General features: G+C 73.0%; 19 protein-coding genes. 15 read left to right on the top strand and 4 right to left on the bottom strand.

The features are described 5' to 3' along the window. Window positions 1-77 precede the first annotated feature (77 nt). From ACFZCY_RS40455 to ACFZCY_RS40440, 4 genes are all read left to right on the top strand, one after another. Window positions 78-1,493, top strand: a complete 1,416-nt coding sequence (locus tag ACFZCY_RS40455; protein ID WP_391185408.1) for a hypothetical protein — start codon at window positions 78-80, stop codon at window positions 1,491-1,493. 162 nt (window positions 1,494-1,655) lie between these two features. Then, window positions 1,656-3,254 (top strand): ABC-F family ATP-binding cassette domain-containing protein, encoded by a 1,599-nt coding sequence (locus ACFZCY_RS40450; RefSeq protein WP_361483101.1) that lies wholly within the window; start codon window positions 1,656-1,658, stop codon window positions 3,252-3,254. 429 nt (window positions 3,255-3,683) lie between these two features. Then, window positions 3,684-3,905: a helix-turn-helix domain-containing protein gene (locus ACFZCY_RS40445; protein ID WP_009718933.1), complete on the top strand. Its 222-nt coding sequence runs from the start codon at window positions 3,684-3,686 to the stop codon at window positions 3,903-3,905. A gap of 129 nt (window positions 3,906-4,034) precedes the next feature. After that, on the top strand, window positions 4,035-4,814 hold the full coding sequence (locus ACFZCY_RS40440) for an enoyl-CoA hydratase-related protein (protein WP_391185403.1): 780 nt from the start codon (window positions 4,035-4,037) through the stop codon (window positions 4,812-4,814). A 40-nt stretch (window positions 4,815-4,854) separates the two neighbouring features. On the opposite strand, the gene ACFZCY_RS40435 is transcribed toward ACFZCY_RS40440, so the two are convergent. Next, complete coding sequence (locus tag ACFZCY_RS40435) at window positions 4,855-6,711, bottom strand: SpoIIE family protein phosphatase (protein WP_391185400.1); 1,857 nt, start codon at window positions 6,709-6,711, stop codon at window positions 4,855-4,857. A gap of 95 nt (window positions 6,712-6,806) precedes the next feature. Here ACFZCY_RS40435 and ACFZCY_RS40430 point away from each other — a divergent pair, with 95 nt between their 5' ends. Both ACFZCY_RS40430 and ACFZCY_RS40425 read left to right on the top strand, forming a co-directional pair. Continuing rightward, window positions 6,807-11,060 (top strand): HAMP domain-containing protein, encoded by a 4,254-nt coding sequence (locus ACFZCY_RS40430; RefSeq protein ID WP_391185397.1) that lies wholly within the window; start codon window positions 6,807-6,809, stop codon window positions 11,058-11,060. Beyond that, window positions 11,057-11,683 (top strand): response regulator, encoded by a 627-nt coding sequence (locus ACFZCY_RS40425; protein ID WP_391185394.1) that lies wholly within the window; start codon window positions 11,057-11,059, stop codon window positions 11,681-11,683. The genes ACFZCY_RS40430 and ACFZCY_RS40425 overlap by 4 nt, the downstream gene beginning before the upstream one ends. A gap of 8 nt (window positions 11,684-11,691) precedes the next feature. On the opposite strand, the gene ACFZCY_RS40420 is transcribed toward ACFZCY_RS40425, so the two are convergent. Further along, window positions 11,692-12,228 carry a MarR family transcriptional regulator gene (locus ACFZCY_RS40420; RefSeq protein ID WP_391185391.1) on the bottom strand — a complete coding sequence of 179 codons (537 nt, stop codon included), beginning with the start codon at window positions 12,226-12,228 and terminating at the stop codon, window positions 11,692-11,694. Window positions 12,229-12,365: 137 nt separating this feature from the next. On the opposite strand from ACFZCY_RS40420, the gene ACFZCY_RS40415 reads away from it, so the two are divergent. The 4 genes from ACFZCY_RS40415 to ACFZCY_RS40400 are packed head-to-tail and all read left to right on the top strand — an operon-like array spanning window position 12,366 to window position 16,160. After that, window positions 12,366-13,295 (top strand): SDR family NAD(P)-dependent oxidoreductase, encoded by a 930-nt coding sequence (locus ACFZCY_RS40415; protein ID WP_391185388.1) that lies wholly within the window; start codon window positions 12,366-12,368, stop codon window positions 13,293-13,295. Next, window positions 13,292-14,164 carry an amidohydrolase family protein gene (locus ACFZCY_RS40410; RefSeq protein ID WP_391185385.1) on the top strand — a complete coding sequence of 291 codons (873 nt, stop codon included), beginning with the start codon at window positions 13,292-13,294 and terminating at the stop codon, window positions 14,162-14,164. The genes ACFZCY_RS40415 and ACFZCY_RS40410 overlap by 4 nt, the downstream gene beginning before the upstream one ends. 7 nt (window positions 14,165-14,171) lie before the next feature. Continuing rightward, window positions 14,172-15,662 carry a long-chain-fatty-acid--CoA ligase gene (locus ACFZCY_RS40405; RefSeq protein ID WP_391185382.1) on the top strand — a complete coding sequence of 497 codons (1,491 nt, stop codon included), beginning with the start codon at window positions 14,172-14,174 and terminating at the stop codon, window positions 15,660-15,662. A 39-nt stretch (window positions 15,663-15,701) separates the two neighbouring features. Then, on the top strand, window positions 15,702-16,160 hold the full coding sequence (locus ACFZCY_RS40400; RefSeq protein ID WP_391185379.1) for a MaoC/PaaZ C-terminal domain-containing protein: 459 nt from the start codon (window positions 15,702-15,704) through the stop codon (window positions 16,158-16,160). On the opposite strand, the gene ACFZCY_RS40395 is transcribed toward ACFZCY_RS40400, so the two are convergent. Continuing rightward, window positions 16,148-16,861 (bottom strand): hypothetical protein, encoded by a 714-nt coding sequence (locus ACFZCY_RS40395; RefSeq protein ID WP_391185376.1) that lies wholly within the window; start codon window positions 16,859-16,861, stop codon window positions 16,148-16,150. The two genes, ACFZCY_RS40400 and ACFZCY_RS40395, sit on opposite strands and share 13 nt — an antisense overlap. Before the next feature lie 85 nt (window positions 16,862-16,946). On the opposite strand from ACFZCY_RS40395, the gene ACFZCY_RS40390 reads away from it, so the two are divergent. Genes ACFZCY_RS40390 through amaP form a run of 5 tightly spaced genes read left to right on the top strand, consistent with a single transcriptional unit; the run spans window position 16,947 to window position 19,142 of the window. Next, entirely contained in the window at window positions 16,947-17,429 is a 483-nt protein-coding gene (locus ACFZCY_RS40390) for an Asp23/Gls24 family envelope stress response protein (RefSeq protein WP_361488016.1), read from the top strand. Between the two features lie 42 nt (window positions 17,430-17,471). Next, window positions 17,472-17,663 carry a hypothetical protein gene (locus ACFZCY_RS40385; RefSeq protein ID WP_391185373.1) on the top strand — a complete coding sequence of 64 codons (192 nt, stop codon included), beginning with the start codon at window positions 17,472-17,474 and terminating at the stop codon, window positions 17,661-17,663. Between the two features lie 9 nt (window positions 17,664-17,672). Next, window positions 17,673-18,047 carry a hypothetical protein gene (locus tag ACFZCY_RS40380; protein ID WP_391185370.1) on the top strand — a complete coding sequence of 125 codons (375 nt, stop codon included), beginning with the start codon at window positions 17,673-17,675 and terminating at the stop codon, window positions 18,045-18,047. Continuing rightward, window positions 18,044-18,589 carry a DUF6286 domain-containing protein gene (locus ACFZCY_RS40375; protein WP_391185367.1) on the top strand — a complete coding sequence of 182 codons (546 nt, stop codon included), beginning with the start codon at window positions 18,044-18,046 and terminating at the stop codon, window positions 18,587-18,589. The genes ACFZCY_RS40380 and ACFZCY_RS40375 overlap by 4 nt, the downstream gene beginning before the upstream one ends. A gap of 7 nt (window positions 18,590-18,596) precedes the next feature. Then, window positions 18,597-19,142, top strand: a complete 546-nt coding sequence (gene amaP, locus ACFZCY_RS40370; RefSeq protein ID WP_391185364.1) for an alkaline shock response membrane anchor protein AmaP — start codon at window positions 18,597-18,599, stop codon at window positions 19,140-19,142. Between the two features lie 1,133 nt (window positions 19,143-20,275). On the opposite strand, the gene ACFZCY_RS40365 is transcribed toward amaP, so the two are convergent. Further along, on the bottom strand, window positions 20,276-21,031 hold the full coding sequence (locus ACFZCY_RS40365; protein ID WP_391185361.1) for an SDR family oxidoreductase: 756 nt from the start codon (window positions 21,029-21,031) through the stop codon (window positions 20,276-20,278). Between the last annotated feature and the right edge of the window lie 4 nt (window positions 21,032-21,035).

Genomic DNA, 21,035 nt, shown 5'->3' with positions numbered 1-21,035 from the left:
CAGCCGGAATCCGGCCGCGGCGACCGCCGGACGGGTGCCGATTGGGCTTTCGGGCCGTCAACGGCGAGACTGCTTCTGTGACGTCCCGTACTCCGCGCGACTCCCGGCTCCGACTCGTCCGCCAGCGGCCGATGGCCACCGCCCCGCGGCCCGCGCCGAACCGCTCCCGGCCGGCGCCACGCCCGCCCGAGGGCACACCACCCCGCTCGGAGCTGGCCCGGCAGGCCCGCGCCGGGCTGGTGGGGGCCGTGGAAGTGGCGCGCTGGGCCGCGGCCGAGGACGACGTGCTCGGGGCCCTCTCCGATGAGGCCGCCGCCCGGGCCGCGGCCGCGCTGGGGCGCGGCCCCGAGGAAGTGCGCACCGACTGGGACCGGGCCCGGCTCGTCGGACTCGTCGATCTGCACGGCGGCACCGCCCGCCCCGGCTGGCGGCTCCAGGCCTGGGACCGCGACGACAGCGCGGTGCTGCGCGGCTGGGTCGCGCTGCTCGACGCCTGGTCGCTGGCCAGCCCCGCGCCGGAGACCGCCGAGCCCGCCGCCGTCGCCGAGGTGGTCGAGGCCGTACCGCAGCTGCTCCCGCTGCTCCAGCTGTCCGCGGGCCCGGTGCAGATCTCCACGCTGCTGGACATGCTGCGCAAGCGGGTCGCGGAGCTGCGCACCGAGCGCTGCGAGGTGCCGTACGGGGTGGCCGCGGCGGGCGACGGCGAGACCGCGGCGACCCAGGACCCGGCCGCCCACGGGGAGCGGCCGGACGGCGCGGAGGACGACGACGAGGCGCTGGAGGGCCTGCTCGGCTGGGCCCTGGACGCCCTCGCCTCGGTCGGGGCGCTCACCGTCCTCGAAGGCGACGCCGTGCTCACCGCGCTCGGCAACTGGGCGGTGTGGGTCAAGCTCGAACAGATCTGCGTGGCCGCCCAGAGCCCCGCCGGGAACATCGAGCACCCCGCCGCCGACATGCTGCGCGGCTGCGCGGGGCTCACCCCCGGGCCCGCCCGCGCCGAATACCGGGCCTGGCTCGCCGCGCGCCCGGTGGGCAGCGCCATCACCGAACTGCTGGAGGCCGCGCGCGGCGACGACGCGCTGCTGCGCGGCCTCGCGTTCGAGGCCCTGCGGGTCGCCGGGGCGCCCGCCGAGCCCGCGGTGCGGGCCGTCGTGGACGAATCGTGCCTGCGGCCGTACGCGCTGCTGTGGCTCGCCGAGCACGAGGGCGCCGACCCCGAGGACGCGCTGGACGTGCTCACCCGCGAGGAGGCCACCTGGCTGTGGGTGGACACCGCCGCGGCCATCTCCGACCACGGCGAGAGCCCGCTGCTGGTGCGCCACCTGGAGTCGGCGGTGCAGGGCACCGTGCCCGCGCTGCTGGAGGAGGTACGGGCCGTCGGCCACCCCCGTACGGTGCAGGTGCTGGTGGCGCTGGCCGCCGCCCACCCCGACCCGGCCCTCGCCAAGGCGGTGCGCCGGGCGGCCTTCCAGGTCCACACGGGCGGCGTCTGAGGGGCCCGCCGGGGGCGGGGGAGGCGCCGGACCCCAGGGGAAAAACCGGTTGCCCGCACCGCTAAACTAGCCGCATGGCAATTCTCCTCGTGCATTAGACGGCGTCGGCCCCGCCCGCTGGTCCGTCCCGTCCGCCGTCCACCCTGCCCAGGAGTAATTCCCGTGATCACCGCCTCCGGCGTCGAGCTGCGTGCCGGCGCCCGTGTTCTGATCGAGTCCGCCTCGTTCCGCATCGCCAAGGGCGACCGCATCGGTCTGGTCGGCCGCAACGGCGCCGGGAAGACCACGCTCACCAAGTGCCTGGCGGGCGAGGGCATGCCGGCCGGGGGCAGCATCACCCGCTCCGGCCAGGTCGGCTATCTGCCGCAGGACCCGCGCACCGGCGACCTCGACGTCCTCGCGCGCGACCGCATCCTCTCCGCCCGCGACCTCGACTCCGTGCTGCGCAAGATGCGCGAGAACGAGGACCGCATGGCCAACGGCAAGGGCGCCACCCGCGAGCGCGCGATGAAGAAGTACGAGCGCCTGGAGACGGAGTTCCTGACCAAGGGCGGCTACGCGGCCGAGGCGGAGGCCGCGACCATCGCGGCCAGCCTGGGCCTGCCGGACCGGGTGCTCGGCCAGCCGCTGCACACCCTCTCCGGCGGTCAGCGGCGCCGCGTCGAGCTGGCCCGGATCCTGTTCTCGGACTCCGACATCCTGCTGCTGGACGAGCCGACGAACCACCTCGACGCCGACTCCATCATCTGGCTGCGGGACTACCTGAAGACCTACAGCGGCGGCTTCATCGTCATCTCCCACGACGTCGACCTCGTCGAGACGGTTGTCAACAAGGTCTTCTACCTGGACGCCAACCGCTCGCAGATCGACATCTACAACATGGGCTGGAAGCTCTACCAGGCCCAGCGCGAGGCCGACGAGAAGCGCCGCAAGCGCGAGCGCGCCAACGCCGAGAAGAAGGCCGCCGCGCTCAACTCGCAGGCCGACAAGATGCGCGCCAAGGCCACCAAGACGGTCGCCGCGCAGAACATGGCCCGCCGCGCCGAGAAGCTGCTGTCCGGCCTGGAGGAGGTGCGGCAGTCCGACAAGGTCGCCAAGCTGCGCTTCCCGGACCCGGCCCCGTGCGGCAAGACCCCGCTGACCGCCGAGGGCCTGTCCAAGTCGTACGGCTCCCTGGAGATCTTCACCGATGTCGACCTGGCCGTCGACAAGGGCTCCCGGGTCGTCATCCTGGGCCTCAACGGCGCGGGCAAGACCACCCTGCTGCGGCTGCTGGCCGGGGTCGAGAAGCCGGACACCGGCCAGGTGACGCCCGGCCACGGCCTGAAGCTCGGCTACTACGCGCAGGAGCACGAGACGCTGGACCCGGACCGCACCGTCCTGGAGAACATGCGCTCGTCCGCCCCCGACCTCGACCTGGTCGACATCCGCAAGACGCTCGGCTCGTTCCTGTTCTCCGGCGACGACGTCGACAAGCCCGCCGGAGTGCTCTCCGGCGGCGAGAAGACCCGGCTCGCGCTGGCCACCCTGGTCGTCTCCTCGGCCAACGTCCTGCTGCTCGACGAGCCCACCAACAACCTCGACCCGGCCAGCCGCGAGGAGATCCTCGGCGCGCTGCGCACCTTCACCGGCGCCGTGGTGCTCGTGACCCACGACGAGGGCGCGGTGGACGCCCTCCAGCCGGAGCGGATCATTCTGCTGCCGGACGGGATCGAGGACCTGTGGGGCGAGGACTACGCGGATCTGGTCGCGCTGGCCTGACCGCGAGGGCGGCCAATGCCCGACGGCCCGGCACCCGACGGCCCGGCGTGTGCCGGGCCGGCCTCGGGGCCGTCCGGTCCGCTTCCTCCCGCCTGATCCACTTCCCGTAGATCATTCGGCCTAGGTGTGATCCGTCATCTGAGTGAGAACGGCTGGTATCGCGGCGCGCCGCCCACGACTGGCGCACGGCACGTGCCGCGCGCCGGTCGCTCTCCGTCCAACCTATGGCATATGGGCCCTGACCTGCCGCTTCTTCGTGGATCAAGAAAGAGTGGCAGGGCGTAAGCCTTCGGAATCCTGGATTCCGAAGGCTCGGATGGCGTCATTTCCCGTAATCCTTCCTCCACAGGTCTTGCCGAATGGGTGGCCAGGAAGCCGCCTAGGGGTGATCATGAGAGTCCAGAGCGCACTTCCCATGAGGAGGCACGGGTGGCCGAGACTCTGAAGAAGGGCAGCCGGGTGACCGGCGCCGCGCGCGAAAAGCTCGCGGCAGACCTGAAGAAGAAGTACGACTCCGGTGCGAGCATCCGGGCGCTGGCCGAGGAGACCGGCCGTTCCTACGGATTCGTCCACCGGATGCTCAGCGAATCAGGAGTGTCCCTACGTGGTCGCGGTGGCGCGACGCGAGGCAAGAAGGCCGCATCGGCCTGATCGTGCGTCTCGCGTCAGTGGTTCGTCACCGGCAGCAGGTGTGGACAGTGCCACCCGGTTGATCGTCCGTTCGACCGGGTGGTTACTGTGCAGTCACTTGTACTGACTGCGGCCGACCGGAGGCTTCCTGTGACCCTGCTCGACAAGGACGGCGTATCGCTCACCGTCGATGACGCGATCGCCACGGTGACCCTGACCAACCCGGCCAAGCGCAACGCCCAGTCGCCCGCGTTGTGGCGGGCGCTGGCGGAGGCGGGGTCGCTGCTGCCCGGCAGCGTGCGGATCGTCGTGCTGCGCGCCGAGGGCGTGTCCTTCTCGGCAGGTCTCGACCGGCAGGCGTTCACCCCCGAGGGGTTCGAGGGCGAGCCGTCCTTCCCGGACATGGCCCGCCGCCCGGACCCCGAGCTGGACGCGATCATCGCCGCCTACCAGGACGCGTTCACCTGGTGGCGGCGCAACGACATCGTGTCCATCGCCGCGGTGCACGGCCATGCGATCGGCGCCGGCTTCCAGCTCGCCCTCGCCTGTGACCTGCGCGTGTGCGCGGAGGACGCGCAGTTCGCGATGCGCGAGACCAGCCTCGGGCTGGTGCCCGACCTGACCGGCACCCATCCGCTGGTCGGGCTCGTGGGGTACGCCCGGGCGCTGGAGATCTGCGCGACCGGGCGCTTCGTCCACGCCGATGAGGCCGAGCGCACCGGCCTCGCCAACCTCGTGGTGCCCGCCGCCGAGCTGGACGGCGCGGTCCAGGACCTGGCCGCGGCCCTGCTCGCCGCCCCCCGGGACGCGGTGGTCGAGACCAAGGCGCTGCTGCGGGGCGCCGCGGACCGTACGTACGACGAGCAGCGCGCCGCCGAGCGCGCCGCCCAGGCCCGCCGCATCCGCGACCTGGCCGGCCTCGCGGACTAGGCGCCGCACCGGCTCATGGCGGACCAGGCGCCGCACCGCCTCACGTCGCCCGCAGCAGCTCCTGCGCCGACGTGGGTACCGCCTCCAGCACCAGCACCGCGAGATCGTCGTCGACCGGCTCGGTGCCGAAGTCATGGGCGGCCCTCCGCACCCGCTCCGCGATGGCCTTGGCGCCGAGCCCCGCGCAGCCGCGCAGGATGTCGGCCAGGCCGTCGTCGTCGTCCAGCTGCCGGTTGCCGTCCCGGCGCTCGGTCACCCCGTCGGTCACGCACAGCAGCGTCTCGCCCGGCGCGAGGTCCAGGGAGTCGGCGTGGAAGTCGGGCTCGTCGTCGATGCCCAGCAGCATCTGCGGCAGCGCCGCGGGCGCCACCGTGCCGTCGGTGCTCAGCCGCAGCGGCAGCGGATGCCCGGCGCTGGCCAGGACGCAGTGCGCGCCGCCCGACTCCGGGTCGGGCTCCAGCTCCCCGTAGAGCAGGCTGAGGAAGCGTGACCGGGCCTGATCGCCGCCGAGGGACGCGGCCTCCGCCTCCTCCTCCACCAGGGCCTGGTTGAGCCGGGTGAGCACCGACTCCACGCCATGGCCCTCCCGGGCCAGCAGCCGCACCAGATGGCGGGCGAGGCCGGTGATGGACATCGCCTCCGGGTCGCTGCCGCAGACGTCGCCGAGCAGGAAGCACCAGCGGCGGCCGCCCATCGGGAACAGGTCGTAGAAGTCGCCGCCGACCGTCTGGCCCTCGCCGTGCGGCTCGTAGACGATCGCGGTGTCCACGCCCGGGATGTGGGCCAGCGAGATCGGCAGCTGGCGGCGCTGCAGCGCCCGGCTGATGGTGGCCTGCTGGGTGTACTGCCGGGCGGTGGTCACGGCTTGGGCGATCCGCCGCGCCACGTCGTCGGACAGCCGCACCACGCCCTCGGTCATCCGCGCCACCCCCGCCCGGCCCAGCAGCAGCACCCCGTGGCCGCGGCCACGGGCGATGAGCGGGAAGGCCAGCGCGGAGCCGCCCGTGCCGGAGGGGTCGGCGGCCTCGGGCCAGGGCCAGGGGCTGCCGGGGGCGCTGAGCCCGCTCGGCGGCGGATCGCGCTCCAGCGCGGCGCGGAGCGCCTCGATGCGGCGCTCGTCGTTGTGCCAGACCCGGCGCAGCTCCGGCCTGCCGTTCTCGGCGTTCAGCCACACCGCGCACCAGTCGGCGAGCCGGGGCACCAGCAGCTGCCCGGCCAGGGCGGCGACCATGTTCTCGTCCAGCTGCCCGGTGAGCAGTTCGCTGGCCTCGGCGAGGAACGACGACCCGCCGCGGTCGACCCATTCGGCGGTCCGGTCGCGGCGCCCGCGCGGCGCCTCGGGGGTGCGGGGCGCGGCGGCGAGCGGCGCGCGGGCGGGTGTACCGGCGGGTACGGAGTCGACCTGGGCCGACGCCGTGTCGGTGTCCAGGCGGAACCACACCGACTTGCGGGTGCGGTGGTACGTCACGCCCCAGGACTCGGCGATCGCGCCGATCAGCTGGAGGCCGCGGCCCCGGCCGTGGCGCTGGGTGTCGGGACCGCCCAGCACCACGCTGGCGGGGTGCAGATCGGCGACCTCGATGACGATGCCAGGGCGGTCCGGCGGCTCGGCCGAGGCGTCGCCGGGATCCTCCTGCCCGTTCCCGGCCCGGACGCGGCAGGTGACCTCGACCCGGGTGCCCGCGTGCAGGACGGCGTTGGTGACCAGCTCGCTCACCAGCAGCACCGCGTCCTCGGTCACCCGCGTGCCGATCGCGTCCGGTCCGAGGATCTGGGTCGCGGTCTGCCCCGCGAGGGTGGTGCGGACGAAGGCGCGCGCCGCCCCTGGTGCGCGCACGCTTCCGGGCAGCGTCGTCCGGGCAGCGGACTCGCGCGAGAGAGGAAGCAGAGCTCCCACGTGCGGCTCCAGGGCAATTAGGGCGGTTTAGGCCATCTAGGTGCCATATTATGACAGACGTAGGGATATCTGATGATCTTTTAAAGGGCGGCGCCATGGCACGCGACCCGAATCCCACGGAGTGCACAGCCGAGCTGAGGTCCATGCTGGCGGCGATGAACGCCTTGTGCGACGGTGACTTCACCGTCCGTGTGGACGGCTCGGCCGAGGGCGTGCTCGGCGAAATGGCCGGCACGTTCAACCAGCTGGTGGCGCGCAACGCCCACCTGGCCTCCGAGCTCCAGCGGGTCCGCCGCGAGGTCGCGCGCCAGGGGCGGCTCGACGAGCGGCTGACCGCGAGCCCCGGCCAGGGCGCGTGGGCGACCAGCGTGGACGACGCCAACCAGCTGGTGGACGCGCTGACCGGCCCGGTGTCCAACGCCACCCGGGTGCTGGACGCCATCGCCGAGGGCGATCTGACCCGGCGGGTCGACCTGCACGACGGCAACCGTCAGCTGCGCGGCGATCTGCGGCGGCTGGCCCGCGGCGTCAACCGTACGGTCGATCAGCTGTCGCTGTTCACCGGCGAGCTGACCCGGGTGGCCCGCGAGGTCGGCACCGAGGGACGCCTCGGCGGCCGGGCGAAGGTCCAGGGGCTGTCCGGGGACTGGCGCGAGGTGACCGAGGCCGTCAACACCATGGCCTCCCGGCTGACCAGCCAGGTCCGCGACATCGCCGTGGTGACCACGGCCGTGGCCCGCGGCGACCTCACCCGGCAGGTGACCGTCGAGGCCACCGGTGAGTTGCTGGAGCTGAAGCTGACCGTGAACACGATGGTCGACCAGCTCCGCGCGTTCGCCGACGAGGTGACCCGGGTGGCCCGCGAGGTGGGCACCGAGGGCGAACTCGGCGGCCGGGCCCAGGTCCGGGGCGCGTCCGGGGTGTGGAAGGACCTCACGGACAACGTCAACTTCATGGCGTCCAACCTGACCAGCCAGGTCCGCAACATCGCCCAGGTGACCACGGCGGTCGCCACCGGTGACCTCTCCCAGAAGATCACCGTGGACGCCCGGGGCGAGATCCTCCAGCTCAAGAACACCGTCAACACGATGGTCGACCAGCTGTCGGCGTTCGCCGACGAGGTGACCCGGGTGGCCCGCGAGGTGGGCACCGAGGGCCGGCTCGGCGGCCGCGCCCAGGTCCGCGGCGTATCCGGGGTGTGGAAGGACCTCACCCAGAACGTCAACTTCATGGCCGACAACCTGACCTCCCAGGTCCGCAACATCGCCCAGGTGGCCACCGCGGTCGCCGAGGGCGACCTCAGCAAGACGATCGGCGTGGAGGCCAAGGGCGAGATCCTGGAGCTGAAGTCGACGATCAACACCATGGTGGACCGGCTGTCGTCCTTCGCGGACGAGGTGACCCGGGTGGCCCGTGAGGTGGGCACCGAGGGCAACCTGGGCGGCCAGGCGCAGGTCCGCGGCGTGTCCGGGGTGTGGAAGGACCTGACCGAGAACGTCAACTTCATGGCGCTCAACCTGACCAGCCAGGTCCGCAACATTGCCCAGGTGACCACCTCGGTCGCCAACGGCGATCTGTCCAAGCAGATCACCGTGGACGCCCGGGGCGAGATCCTGGAGGTGAAGGACACCGTCAACACCATGGTCCACCAGCTCCGTGCCTTCGCCGACGAGGTGACCCGGGTGGCCCGCGAGGTGGGCACCGAGGGCCAGCTCGGCGGCCGGGCCCAGGTGCCGGGCGTGTCCGGGGTGTGGAAGGACCTGACCGACAACGTCAACTTCATGGCGTCCAACCTGACCTCCCAGGTCCGCAACATCGCCCAGGTCGCCACCGCGGTCGCCCAGGGCGATCTGTCCAAGAAGATCGACGTGGACGCGCGCGGCGAGATCCTGGAGCTGAAGACGACCATCAACACGATGGTCGACACGCTGTCCTCGTTCGCCTCCGAGGTCACCCGCGTCGCCCGCGAGGTCGGCAGCGAGGGCCGCCTCGGCGGCCAGGCCCGGGTCGAGGGCGTCTACGGCACCTGGAAAGGGCTCACCACCAGCGTCAACGACCTCGCCCGTAACCTCACCACCCAGGTGCGCGCCATCGCCGAGGTCGCCTCCGCCGTCGCCCAGGGCGACATGTCCGGATCGATCTCGGTCGAGGCCCAGGGCGAGGTCGCCGAGCTGAAGAACAACGTCAACCTCATGGTCGCCAACCTGCGCGAGACCACCCGCGCCAAGGACTGGCTGGAGTCCAACCTGGCCCGTATCGCCTCCCTGATGCAGGGCCACCGCGATCTGGTCGAGGTCGCCGACCTGATCCTGCGCGAGCTGACCCCGCTGGTGAACGCCCAGTTCGGAGCGTTCTTCCTCGGCCAGCCCGGCGTCCAGCCGGGCGAGGGCCTGAAACTGATCGCCGGATACGGCACCGAACAGGACGACGGACGGCTGCCGGCCACCGGCACCCCCGGCCGCGGGCTGGTCGCCCAGGCCGCCCAGGAGAAGAAGCGGATCCTGATCGACAACGTCCCGTCCGACTACATCACCATCAACTCCGGACTCGGCTCCGCGCTCCCCACCAGCGTCGTCATCCTGCCGATCCTGTACGAGGACCAGGTGCTCGGCGTCATCGAGCTGGCCTCCTTCGGCCGGTTCAGCGAGGTCCACCTCGCCTTCATCGACCAGTTCGTCAACACCATCGGCGTCTCGATCAACACCATCATCGCCAACGCCCGCACCGAGTCGCTGCTGTCCGAATCCCAGCGGCTCACCACCGAGCTGCGGCAGCGCTCCAACGAGCTGCAGCGCTCCAACGCGGAGCTGGAGGAGAAGGCCGCTCTGCTGGCCACCGCCTCCCAGTACAAGTCCGAGTTCCTGGCCAACATGTCGCACGAGCTGCGCACCCCGCTCAACTCCCTGCTGATCCTGGCCCGGCTGCTCGCCGACAACGCCGACCAGCGGCTGTCGTCTCAGGAGGTGCAGTTCGCGACCACCATCCACCGCTCCGGCTCCGACCTGCTCCAGCTGATCAACGACATCCTGGACCTGTCGAAGATCGAGGCCGGGCGGATGGACGTCCGCCCGAAGAAGCTGCCGCTGATGAAGCTGCTCGACTACGTGCACGCCACTTTCCGGCCGCTCGCCATCGACCGCGGCCTGTCGTTCGAGGTCGCCGTCGGTGAGGACGTACCGCGCGAGCTGTACTCCGACGAGCAGCGGATCCAGCAGATCCTGCGCAACCTGCTCTCCAACGCCCTGAAGTTCACCTCCTCGGGCGGGGTGAAGCTGCGCGTGGAGCGGGCAGTCGGCGGGGAGTTCCAGGAGGAGACGCTGCGCACCGCGGACGCGGTCGTCGCGTTCTCCGTCCGGGACACCGGCATCGGCATCGCGCCCGAGAAGCTGCCCGTGATCTTCGAGGCGTTCCAGCAGTCCGACGGCACCACCAGCCGCAAATACGGCGGCACCGGCCTCGGCCTGTCCATCAGCCGGGAGATCGCCGGAATGCTCGGCGGCCGGATCATCGCCGAGAGCGAGCAGGGCGTCGGCTCCTGCTTCACGTTCTACGTCCCCGCCCACTACGCCGGAGTCGTCCCGCCGCCCGATGTGTCGGACCCCCGGGCCACCGGCGCCACCGTCCCCGCGGCCCTGCCCACCAGCGACGAACCGCTTCCGGACACCGCCGACCACGCGCCCAGCGGGGTGTTCGGCGACCAGAGCGGCGTGACCGGCGACCGCGGCTCCCTGGCGGGTCTGCTGGCCTCCCGGGACCGCGACGGTGCCGGGGAGGGCGAGGCGCCGGCGGACGCCCCCCGGCTCCAGGAGTGGCAGTGCGGCCGCCCCAGCCGGGTACTGACCGGCCGTCGCATCCTCATCGTCGACGACGACATCCGCAACGTCTTCGCGCTCACCCATGTGCTGGGCCGGGTCGGCATGACCGTGAAGTACGCGGAGAACGGCCGCGAGGGGCTGGACGTCCTGCACCGCAACCCGGATGTGTCCCTGGTGCTGATGGACGTGATGATGCCGGAGATGGACGGCTACGAGACGATCCGCGCCATCCGCGGCACCCCCCGGCTCGCCGATCTGCCGATCATCGCCCTCACCGCCAAGGCCATGCCCGGCGACCGCGAGAAGGCCCTCGAAAGCGGCGCCAACGGCTATGTCCCCAAGCCGGTGGACGTCGACCGGCTGATGTCCACGGTCTGCGATCTGCTCGACCCGCAGGGCGCACCGGTCCCGGGAGAACCGGTGGAGGCCGCGGAAGCCGATGAGCCCGCCCGGAGCGACGGGGAGCCCGGGGACGAGACGACCGGCCCGGACGCGGAGACGCGCCCGCCGAGGCCGAGGCAGGGGGAGTCATGAGCGCCGCCGCACCCGACCGTGCCGGAATCCTGATCGTCGACGACATGGAGGAGAACCTGATCGCGCTGGAGGCCGTGCTGGGTCCGCTCGATCAGCGCCTGGTGCGCGCCCACTCCGGTGAGGAGGCGCTGAAGGCGATGCTCCGGCAGGACTTCGCCGTCGTGCTGCTCGACGTCCTGATGCCGGGCATGGACGGCTTCGAGACCGCCGCCAACATGAAACGTCTCGACCAGACCAAGGACGTCCCGATCATCCTGCTGACCGGCACCGACGCCGATTCGGACTACCCCTACCGGGGCTATGCGATCGGCGCCGCCGACTTCCTCACCAAACCCATCGACCCCTGGCTGCTGCGGACCAAGGTCAACGTCTTTCTGGATCTGCACCGCAAGAGCCTCCAGCTCGCCGCCCAGGCCGAGCAGCTGCGCCGGCAGCTGGCCGGTGAGCCGGACCCCTCGGACGAGCGGCTGGAGCGGGTGTCCGAACAGCTCGCCCGCACCGCGAAGGCGCTGCGCGAGAACACGGGCGGTGCGGAAGCGTCCGAACTGGTCGACTGCGTCACCGAGCTGGCCCGCACCGTGGAGGAACTGCGGGCCGCCCGCCAGGCCTGCCAGGGCCGATGACGGGTGCTCTACGGCGCCGCCGCGTCCTGCCCCGCCCGCGGCGGCGCGTCGCCCTCCACCCCCGGTGGCGCGTCGTCCTCCGTCCCCGGCGGCGTGGCCGACATCGCCCGGGTGCAGTCGATCAGCGCCTGGCGCAGCTCCCCGCGCCGGTCCTCGGTCAGCCCGCCGAGCATCCGCTCCTCCAGCAGCCGCACCTGCTCGTCGTAAGCGCGCAGCGCCTCGCGCCCCCGGTCGCTGAGGCTGATGAGCAGCACCCGGCGGTTGGCCGGATCCCGGCGGCGCTCGATGAACCCCCGCTCCTCCAGCGTCTGGACCATCTCGTGCATCGTCTGCGGCTTGACGAACGAGCGCCGCGCGAGCTGGGCCGACGACAGCCCGTCCCGGCGCTCCAGCACGGTCAGCGCCGTGTACTGCAGCGTGGTCAGGCCGAGCGGGCGCAGCAGCGCGTCCAGATGGGCCCGTATCGCCTGTTCCAGCCGTTTCACCAGGTAGAGCGTGCCGACCTGGTCCAGCTGTGCGGTGTCGGACGGCTCGGAAGTGGTCATTCGGCCATCTTGCCCGACCGGTGACCGGGGGCGGCGTCCGGCCGTTGCTCCGCCCATTGACACCCGACCTCCCGGAGTGCTCCACTCACCATCAGAATCAGGAACCCTGATGATACTCGTGGAAGGATCCCAAGCCCATGGAGCTGACGGGGAAGACCGCCGTGGTCACCGGCGCGGGGCGCGGCCTCGGCCTCGCCTACGCCCGCGCCCTGGCCCGGGCCGGGGCCAGTGTGGTCGTCAACGACGCCGACGCCGCCACCGCCGAACAGGCCGTCAAGGTCATCACCGACGAGGGCGGTACGGCGGTCGCCGCGCCCGGCGCGGTGGGCACCGGCGAGGTCGCCGACGCGCTGGTGGAGCGCGCGGTCGAGGCGTTCGGGCGGCTGGACGTCCTCGTCACCAACGCGGGCATCCTGCGCGACCGGGTGCTGTGGAAGATGACCGACGAGGACTTCGACGCGGTCGTCGGCGTCCATCTCAAGGGCACCTTCACCTGCGCCCGCGCCGCCGTCCGGCACATGCGCGAGCGCGGCGGGGGCGGCCGGCTGATCCTCATCGGCTCACCCGCCGGGCAGCGCGGCAACTTCGGGCAGACCAACTACTCCGCCGCCAAGGCGGGCATCATCGGCATGACCCGCACCTGGTCGATGGAGTGCGCCAAGGCCGGGATCGGCGTCAACGCGGTGATTCCCGTCGCCGCGACCGCCATGACCGCGACCATCCCCGCCTTCGCGCCGTACGTCGAGGCGTACGAGCGGCGCGGCGAACCGCTGCCCGGCTGGCTGCGGCAGGGCGAGGGCTTCGGCACCGCCGACGACGTCGCCGGGCTCGTGGTCTTCCTCGCCTCGGACGCCGCCGACGGCATCACCGGGCAGGCCATCGGCGTCGGCGGCGACCGGCTGACCCTGTGGACCCACCCCGAGGAGCGGTCGGCGGTCTACCGCGAGGGCGGCTGGGACGCGGACGCCATCGCGGGCGTCTGGGGTACGTCGCTGGGGCGGCACCCGGAGGGCGTGGGCATCCCAGCGCCCGTGGACCCGAATGGTGCGGAGGGGGCCGGGCGGTGAACCTCGACGACCTCGTCGCCATCGACGTCCACACCCATGCCGAGGTCTCGGCCGACGGCCACTCCTCGCTGAGCGGCGAACTGGCCGAAGCCTCCGCCGCGTACTTCAAGACCCATGGCGCCCGGCAGCCCACCATCCCCGAGCTGGCCGCCCACTACCGCGAACGCCGCATCGCCGCCGTCGTCTTCACGGTGGACGCGGAGACCGCCACCGGCCATCCGCCGATCAGCAACGAGGAGGTGGCCGCCTCCTGCGCCGAGCACGCCGACGTCCTCATCCCGTTCGCCAGCGTCGACCCGTGGAAGGGCCGGGCGGCGGTGCGGGCGGCGCGGCGGCTGGTCGAGAGCCACGGGGTGCGCGGCTTCAAGTTCCATCCGTCCCTCCAGGCGTTCCACCCGAACGACCAGCGGTTCTATCCGCTGTACGAAGCGATCGAGGAGCTTCGGGTGCCCGCGCTCTTCCACACGGGGCAGACCGGGATCGGCGCGGGCGTGCGCGGGGGCGGCGGAATCCGCCTGAAGTACTCCAACCCGATGGACGTGGACGACGTCGCCGTGGACTTCCCGGACCTGCCGATCATCCTGGCCCATCCGTCGTTCCCCTGGCAGGACGAGGCGCTGGCCGTCGCCACGCACAAGCCCAACGTCTACATCGACCTGTCCGGCTGGTCGCCGAAGTACTTTCCGCCGCAGCTGGTCCGCTACGCCAATTCGCTGCTCAAGCACAAGGTCCTGTTCGGCTCCGACTATCCGGTGATCGACCCGGACCGATGGCTGGCCGACTTCGGCGAACTCGACATCAAACCCGAGGTTCGGCCGCTGATCCTCAAGGACAACGCGGCGCGGCTGCTCGGCCTCACGAAGGAGTGAGCGAAAGATGCTGGAGCAAGGCATCGGCCGGGGTGCGGGAGAGGGCGTCGGATCGTGGCCGCGACGGCGGGCCCGTAAGACCCCCGGACGGATCGCGATCGTCCACGGGGACGACACCCAGACCTACCGGGAGCTGGACGCGACCGTCACCCGGTTCGCCCGGGCCCTGCGGGCGCGCGGGATCCGGCGCGGCGACCGCGTCGCCTACCTCGGCCCCAACCACCCCTCGTTCCTCCACGCACTCTTCGCCACCTGCGCGGTGGGCGCCGTCTTCGTACCGCTCAACACCCGGCTCGCCCCGCCCGAACTGGCCTACATGCTGAACGACTCCGGCGCGCGGCTGCTCCTCCACGACGCGCGCTGCGCGCAGACCGCAGCGGAGGCGGGCGCGGGCATCGCGGTGGCGGTCGACGAGCTGACGGACGGGGGCGGTGAGGACCAGGCGGACGAGGTCATGGGCGCCGACGATCCGTGCATGATCATGTATACGTCCGGCACCACCGGTCAGCCCAAGGGCGCCGTCCTCAGCCACGCCAACATCACCTGGAACAGCCTCAACGTCCTGGTCGACACCGATCTCGCCTCGGACGAGATCACCCTCGTCACCGCGCCCCTCTTCCACACCGCCGCGCTGAACATGACCTGCCTGCCGACCCTGCTCAAGGGCGGACGCGTGGTGATAGAGCCCGGCTTCGACGCGGAACGGATGCTCGACCTGATCGAGAACCAGGGCGTGACCTGCCTCTTCGGCGTCCCCACCATGTTCGCGGCGGTGGCGGAGTCGCCGCGCTGGGCGACGGCCGACCTGTCGTCCGTGCGCACCCTGATGTGCGGTGGTTCCCCCGTACCCAAGGCGCTGATCGACGTCTATCTGCGCCGCGGCCTCTCCTTCATCCAGGGATACGGGATGACCGAGGCGTCGCCGGGGACGCTGCTGCTCGACCGCGAGATGAGCGAGGCCAAGGCGGGCTCCGCGGGCGTACCCCACTTCTTCACCGACGTCCGGCTGGTCCGCTCCGACCTGACCGGCGAGACGGAACCCGGCGAGCCCGGCGAGATCCTGGTGCACGGCCCGCATGTGATGCGCGGCTACTACGGCCTGCCGGACGCGACCGCGAACGCGCTGCTGGAGGGCGGATGGTTCCGCTCCGGGGACGTGGGGGTGCGGGACGAGGACGGCTATGTGTTCATCGTGGACCGCGTCAAAGACATGATCATCTCGGGCGGCGAGAACGTCTATCCGGCCGAGGTGGAGAACGCGCTGTACGACCACCCCGATGTCGTCGAATGCGCCGTGGTCGGCATGCCGGACGCCCGGTGGGGCGAGGTCGGCAAGGCCGTCGTGGTCCTCCGGGCGGGAGCCACCGCCGATCCGCGGGGCCTGCTCGACCACCTCGCGGGCCGCCTCGCGAAGTACAAGGTGCCGAAGACGGTCGAGTTCCGGACCGCGCTGCCGCGCACCGCCAGCGGAAAGATCCGCAAATCCGCCCTGCGCTGACGAGACGCACCAGCCTCACCGAACGAACGGAGACCTCGCGTGCCCACGACCGTGAACAGCTTCGACGAGCTGAAGCAGCTGGCCGGACAGCACCTCGGCCACAGCCGGTGGCACCGGATCGAGCAGGACCGCATCGACACCTTCGCCGACGCGACCGATGACCACCAGTGGATCCACGTCGACCCCGAGCGGGCCAAGGACGGCCCCTTCGGCGGCACCATCGCCCACGGCTACCTCACCCTGTCCCTGCTGATCCCGCTGTGGGGCGAGATCCTCGAGCTGGGCGGCGTCCGGATGGCCGTCAACTACGGCCTCAACAAGGTGCGGTTCCCGGCGCCGGTACCGGCCGGTGCCAGGATCCGGGCCGGGGCGACGCTCGTCTCCGTCGAGGAAATCGGGGACGGCGGCGCCCAGGCCGTCATCGACCTGGTGGTGGAACGGGACGGCGGCGACAAGCCGTGCTGTGTCGCCCAGGCGGTGCACCGCTACCACTGGTGAGGCCGGACGGGTGAGGGCCGGCCGCCGTCGTCCACGGCGGTGACCAGGACGGCCACCGTCGCCGGGGGCGGCGCGGTGGCCGCGAGCGCCCCGCGCACCGCGCGGGCCACGTCCAGCGCGCGGTGGCCCGGGGCCACGGCCAGCTCCACGCGGATGTGCCGTCCCTCGATCCGTACCGCCTGGTGGCTCAGCACCGGGGCGAGCCGGGCCACGCCGGGTACGGCCGTGACCGCGGCGGCGATCGCCGAGCCGTCGTCCTCCCGGTCCTCCGGCTGCCCGGCGGGGGACGGCTCAGGCTCCGGAACCTCGTCCAGCACGTCCGTCACCCGCAGATCCACGGCGTCCACCGCCAGCCCGAGCCGGTCCGCGGCCGCGCTCAGCAGGACCCCGCGCAGCCGGTCCGCCGTCACCGGCAGCGGCCGGTCCGCGGTCGCCGCGAACTCCGCCTCGACCCGCAACGGCCCCGGCGGCAGCGCGCTCGGCGGGGCCGGGACCGCGGGCGGCGCGGCGGCCTCCGGATCGGCCAGGGCGATGCGGAGCGTGCCCAGACGCACCCCGGGCAGGGCATCGGCCGCCCGGCGCAGCACGGCGTCCGCCGCGCGCTCGGTCAGCCAGGCGCCGTCCTCCGGCCCGCCCAGGGGGAGGAGGCGGCCGAGCCGCAGTTGCTGCCGTACGGCTTGTGCGAGCCGGTCCGTGACCATGCCTGAATGATGCACAACATGCGCATTACGGGCCAATTGCCTTTAGTGTGGCAAGTAGGGCTAATGGAGAGGAGGGCGATCGGTGATGTCCGAGACCGCGCCACGCAACCGGCCCCAGACCCCCGCCACGGAGCCGTCCGCCGGTACGCCGAAGACCCTCGGCGGAGGCCGCGGCGTCGACCCAGGAGCCCGCGGCCGCACCACCATCGCGGACGGTGTGGTCGAAAAGATCGCCGGAATGGCCGCCCGCGATGTGGTCGGCGTACACGCCATGGGCGGCGGGCTCGCCCGCACCTTCGGCGTCGTGCGCGACCGGGTGCCCGGTGGCGGCAAATCGGTCTCCCGCGGGGTGAAGGCCGAGGTGGGCGAGGTGCAGACGGCCCTCGACCTGGAGATCGTGGTGGAGTACGGCGTCTCGATCGCCGACGTCGCCCGGGCCGTACGGGAGAACGTGATCACGGCGGTCGAGCGGATGACCGGCCTCGAGGTCGTCGAAGTCAACATCGCGGTCAGCGATGTGAAGTTGCCGGATGAGGAAGAGGAATCGCCGGAGCCGAGGCTGCAGTAGCCGCGGCAGCGGCTCCGGTTGGCTCCAGCAGGGGAGCACACGATGAGCATGGCCGTGATCGGGGTGATCGCGGGGATGGCGCTGGGTTTCGCCGGATACTTCGGTGGTTTCGGGGCCTTTCTGCTGGTGGCGGCGTTGGGCGCCGTCGGCTTCGTCGCGGGCCGGTTTCTGGACGGGGACCTGGAACCCGGCGAGTTCTTCCGCACCCGCGACCGTGGCGAACGGCGGCGGTGACGGTGCGCCGTGAGTGAGCCGGATGAGCGAGGTGAGCCGGGGGAGCGGGATGAGCCGGATGAGCCGGGGCAGCGGGGCGAGCGGGGCGCGACCCGGATCGCGGACCGCGTCGTCGCGAAGATCGCCTCGCGCGCGGCGCGGGAAGCGCTCGGCGGCGAGCGCGGGCTCCTGCCGTACGCGGTCGTCGCGGTCCGCGCGGGCGCCGCGCGCGTGCGCGTCGCCGTCGAGCTGGGCTATCCGTCCGACCTCGGCGCGCAGTGCGCGGCGGTACGGCGTCATGTGGCGACGCGGGTCGGCGAACTGACGGGCATGGAGGTGCCGGACGTGGCGGTGACCGTGGAACGGCTGCACTCACCGCGGCTGGACCGGGGGACGGTGCGATGAGCGCCACCGGTCGTTTCTGGTCGGCCCGGCGCGTACCGGCCGGTCTGGCCGCGCTGGTGCTGCTCGGCGCACTCGGGCTGCTCCTGTACGACATCGCCTCCGAACGCACCGGCCACCCCGTGATGGAGTGGCGGCGCTGGCTCGCCGACCAGCTCGCCACGCGTCCGCTCGGCGACGGCTGGATCGTGGGGATCGCGGTGGCCCTGGTCGTGCTGGGCGTGTGGATGGTCGCCCTGGCAGTCACCCCGGGCCTGCGAAAACTCCTCCCGATGAGCGACGACGGCAAGGCCGCCCTCCGGGCCGGGATCGACCGCACCGCCGCCGGGCTGATGCTGCGCGACCGGGCGATGGCCGTGCCCGGCGTACGGGCCGTACGGGTCGACGTCGGCCGCCGCCGGATCAGGGCCCGCGCCCAGGCGCACTTCCGCGACCTCGACGACGTACGGGCCGACCTGCTGACCGTCCTCGGAGACGGCATCCGGCAACTCGGGCTCGCCCGGCGCCCGGGGCTGTCCGTCCGCGTACGGCGACCGGCGAGGTGACGGGCGCGTGCGGATCGTGAACCGGGTGCTGCTGGGGGTGCTGGGCCTGGCCGTGGCGTGCGCGGGCGCGGCGGTCCTGATCGCCGGCCGGCGTTCCCCCGACGCCGTGCTGCTCACCCGCGCGGACCGGGTGCGCTGGCGCGACGAGGCCTGGTGGTGGCCCGGCGTCATCGCGGCGCTGAGCGTGCTGGTGCTGCTCGCGCTGTGCTGGGCCCTGGCCCAGCTGCTGCGGCGCCGCCTGGACGACGTCCTCGTACCGATGGACGACGGCTCCGGCGCGTCGCTGCGCGGCCGCGCCCTGGAGGCCGTCCTGAGCGCCGACGCGGAGTCCCTGCCCGGCGTCTCCCGCGCCCACGTCCACCTCCACGGCCGCCGAGCCGCCCCCAGGGCGAGGGTGGGCCTGGTCCTGACCGCGGGGGCGGAACCGGCGGCGACCCTACGGTCCCTGGAGACCGAAGCCCTGACCCCCGCCCGCACCTCAGCGGGCCTGCCCCACCTCCCGGCGGAGGTCCGCCTGCGTGCCGCCCCCCACGCCCCGGAGCGAGCCCACTAGGCACGCCTGGGGGCTGCGCGGGGTGTGCGGGGTGTGCGGTCGCTGGGGTGGTGGGTGCGGGTGCGGGGCCTCCGGGGCAGGGCCCTGGACCGTATATTTACGGCGCCGGGCCCGGAAGCGTGCCGTGAAGGTCGAGCGATTGGCGCCACACATATACGTCAGCGTCCAGGACCCCACCCCTGCGACCCCACCCCCTCCCGCCGCACGGCGGCCCCCGCCACCGGCCACCGCCCCGCCCGATTCCGGCGCGCCTGGCGGTCGGGCACAGGCCGGGGGTGGTCGCGCCCCGCCGTCAGGCGCCCCCGCTGCCAAGCGGCCCCCTAGCAGTGGCCGCCGCCCCCTCCGGCTCCGGCCCGCCCGGCGGTCGGGCGGGCCCCGTCCTCTCGTGTCGTCTGCGTGGGCCCCGTCAGTGGCCGCTGCCCATGTCCGGTTCGGGCGCGCTTGGGGACAGGTGCAGGGCTGGGGTGGGAGCCCCCCAGCCCGTACGGCCCGACCTCGACCAGCTCTTCGGGCCGCCATCGGCCGCCGTCACCCTGGAGGCGGGGGCCGGGCGTCGTCAGGCGGCCCCTGCCAGTGGCCGCCGCCCCCTCCGGCTCCGGCCCGCCCGGCGGTCGGGTGTGGCCCCGTGCCGTCTGTACAGGGCCCCGTCGGTGGCTGCGCTCCCGTCCGCTCTGGCGCGCTTGGCGGCCCGGTGCTGGGTGGCAGGGCGCGCCTCCGCCCCTCCCGCCGGCGGCCAGGCCCCCTAGCAGTGGCCGCCGTCCCCGTGCGGTTCCGACGCGCCTGGCGGCCGGGTGCGGCCTCGTGCCGTCTGTACAGGCCCCATCGGTGGCTGCCGCCCCCTCCGGCTTCGGCACGCTTGGCGGCCCGGTGCTGAGTGGGCGCCGCCCGGCCCCTCCGTCGTATGGCGGCCCACCGCCGGTGGCCCTGTCGGCCGGCCCCGCCGCCGCGTGGTGGCTCCGGCTCGGGGGCGGGGCGATCCGTCCCCGAGCCGGACGGTGGCTACCGGCCTGGTGGCCCCGGCCGCCGGTCCGGTGTCGGGTGCGCCGAATCAGCCCCTCCGGCGTTTGAGGAGCGGGGTCCGGGGCGGAGCCTCGGGGTCGGGGAGGGGCGGGGTGGGGAAGAACCCCCCACCGTCACCAGCCGTGGAGCGCGCCCCCGTCCACCGGGAGCATCAGCCCGGTCAGGTAGGAGGCCGCGGGGGAGAGGAGGAACGCGGCGGCCTTGCCGAATTCGTCGGGGGTGCCGTACCGCCGCAGCGGAATCGCCGCGCTGTTGCGCTCGCGCGCGGCGTCGGCATCACCGGAGAGGCCGTCCAGCTCGCGGACCCGGTCGGTGTCGATGCGGGCCGGGAGGAGGCCCACGACGCGGACGCCGCGCGGGCCGAGCTCCAGCGAGAGGTTCTTGGCGAAGCCCGCGAGCCCGGGGCGGAGGCCGTTGGAGACGGTGAGGCCGGGGACGGGCTCGTGGACGGAACCGGACAGGACGAAGCCGATCACACCGCCGGGGGTGAGTTCGGCGGCGGCGGCGCGGGCGAGCCGGACGGCGCCGAGGAAGACCGAGTCGAAGGCGGTCTGCCACTGGGCGTCGGTGATGTCGGCGGTGGGCCCGGCGGGCGGCCCGCCGACGCTGATGAGGATGCCGTCGAAGCGGCCGAACCGCTCGCGGGCGGTGGCGATGAGGCGTTCGGCGGCGTCGGGGTCGGCGTTGTCGGCGGCGACGCCGACCACGTCGGGGCCGAGACCGGCGGCGGCCGCGGCGGCGGTGTCGGCGTCGCGGCCGGTGATGACGGCCTTGGCGCCGTCGGCGACCAGCTCGGCCGCGGCGGCGCGGCCCAGCCCGCGGGTCGCTCCGGTGACGATGTACACGCGGTCTTTGAGTCCAAGATCCATGGGT

Origin of the sequence: Streptomyces sp. NPDC007983, from assembly GCF_042958345.1 — a bacterium.
GTDB lineage: Bacteria > Actinomycetota > Actinomycetes > Streptomycetales > Streptomycetaceae > Streptomyces.
The sequence above is the reverse complement of the archived record's forward strand: the minus strand, read 5'-3'. Positions and strand labels throughout refer to the sequence as shown.

Coding starts and splice junctions, on each gene's coding strand:
- ACFZCY_RS40390 (WP_361488016.1), top strand. CDS start 16,947: ATGTCCGAGACCGCGCCACGCAACCGGCCCCAGACCCCCGCCACGGAG.
- ACFZCY_RS40395 (WP_391185376.1), bottom strand. CDS start 16,861: ATGGTCACGGACCGGCTCGCACAAGCCGTACGGCAGCAACTGCGGCTC.
- ACFZCY_RS40365 (WP_391185361.1), bottom strand. CDS start 21,031: ATGGATCTTGGACTCAAAGACCGCGTGTACATCGTCACCGGAGCGACC.
- ACFZCY_RS40415 (WP_391185388.1), top strand. CDS start 12,366: ATGGAGCTGACGGGGAAGACCGCCGTGGTCACCGGCGCGGGGCGCGGC.
- ACFZCY_RS40425 (WP_391185394.1), top strand. CDS start 11,057: ATGAGCGCCGCCGCACCCGACCGTGCCGGAATCCTGATCGTCGACGAC.
- ACFZCY_RS40375 (WP_391185367.1), top strand. CDS start 18,044: ATGAGCGCCACCGGTCGTTTCTGGTCGGCCCGGCGCGTACCGGCCGGT.
- ACFZCY_RS40420 (WP_391185391.1), bottom strand. CDS start 12,228: ATGACCACTTCCGAGCCGTCCGACACCGCACAGCTGGACCAGGTCGGC.
- ACFZCY_RS40430 (WP_391185397.1), top strand. CDS start 6,807: ATGGCACGCGACCCGAATCCCACGGAGTGCACAGCCGAGCTGAGGTCC.
- ACFZCY_RS40405 (WP_391185382.1), top strand. CDS start 14,172: ATGCTGGAGCAAGGCATCGGCCGGGGTGCGGGAGAGGGCGTCGGATCG.
- ACFZCY_RS40385 (WP_391185373.1), top strand. CDS start 17,472: ATGAGCATGGCCGTGATCGGGGTGATCGCGGGGATGGCGCTGGGTTTC.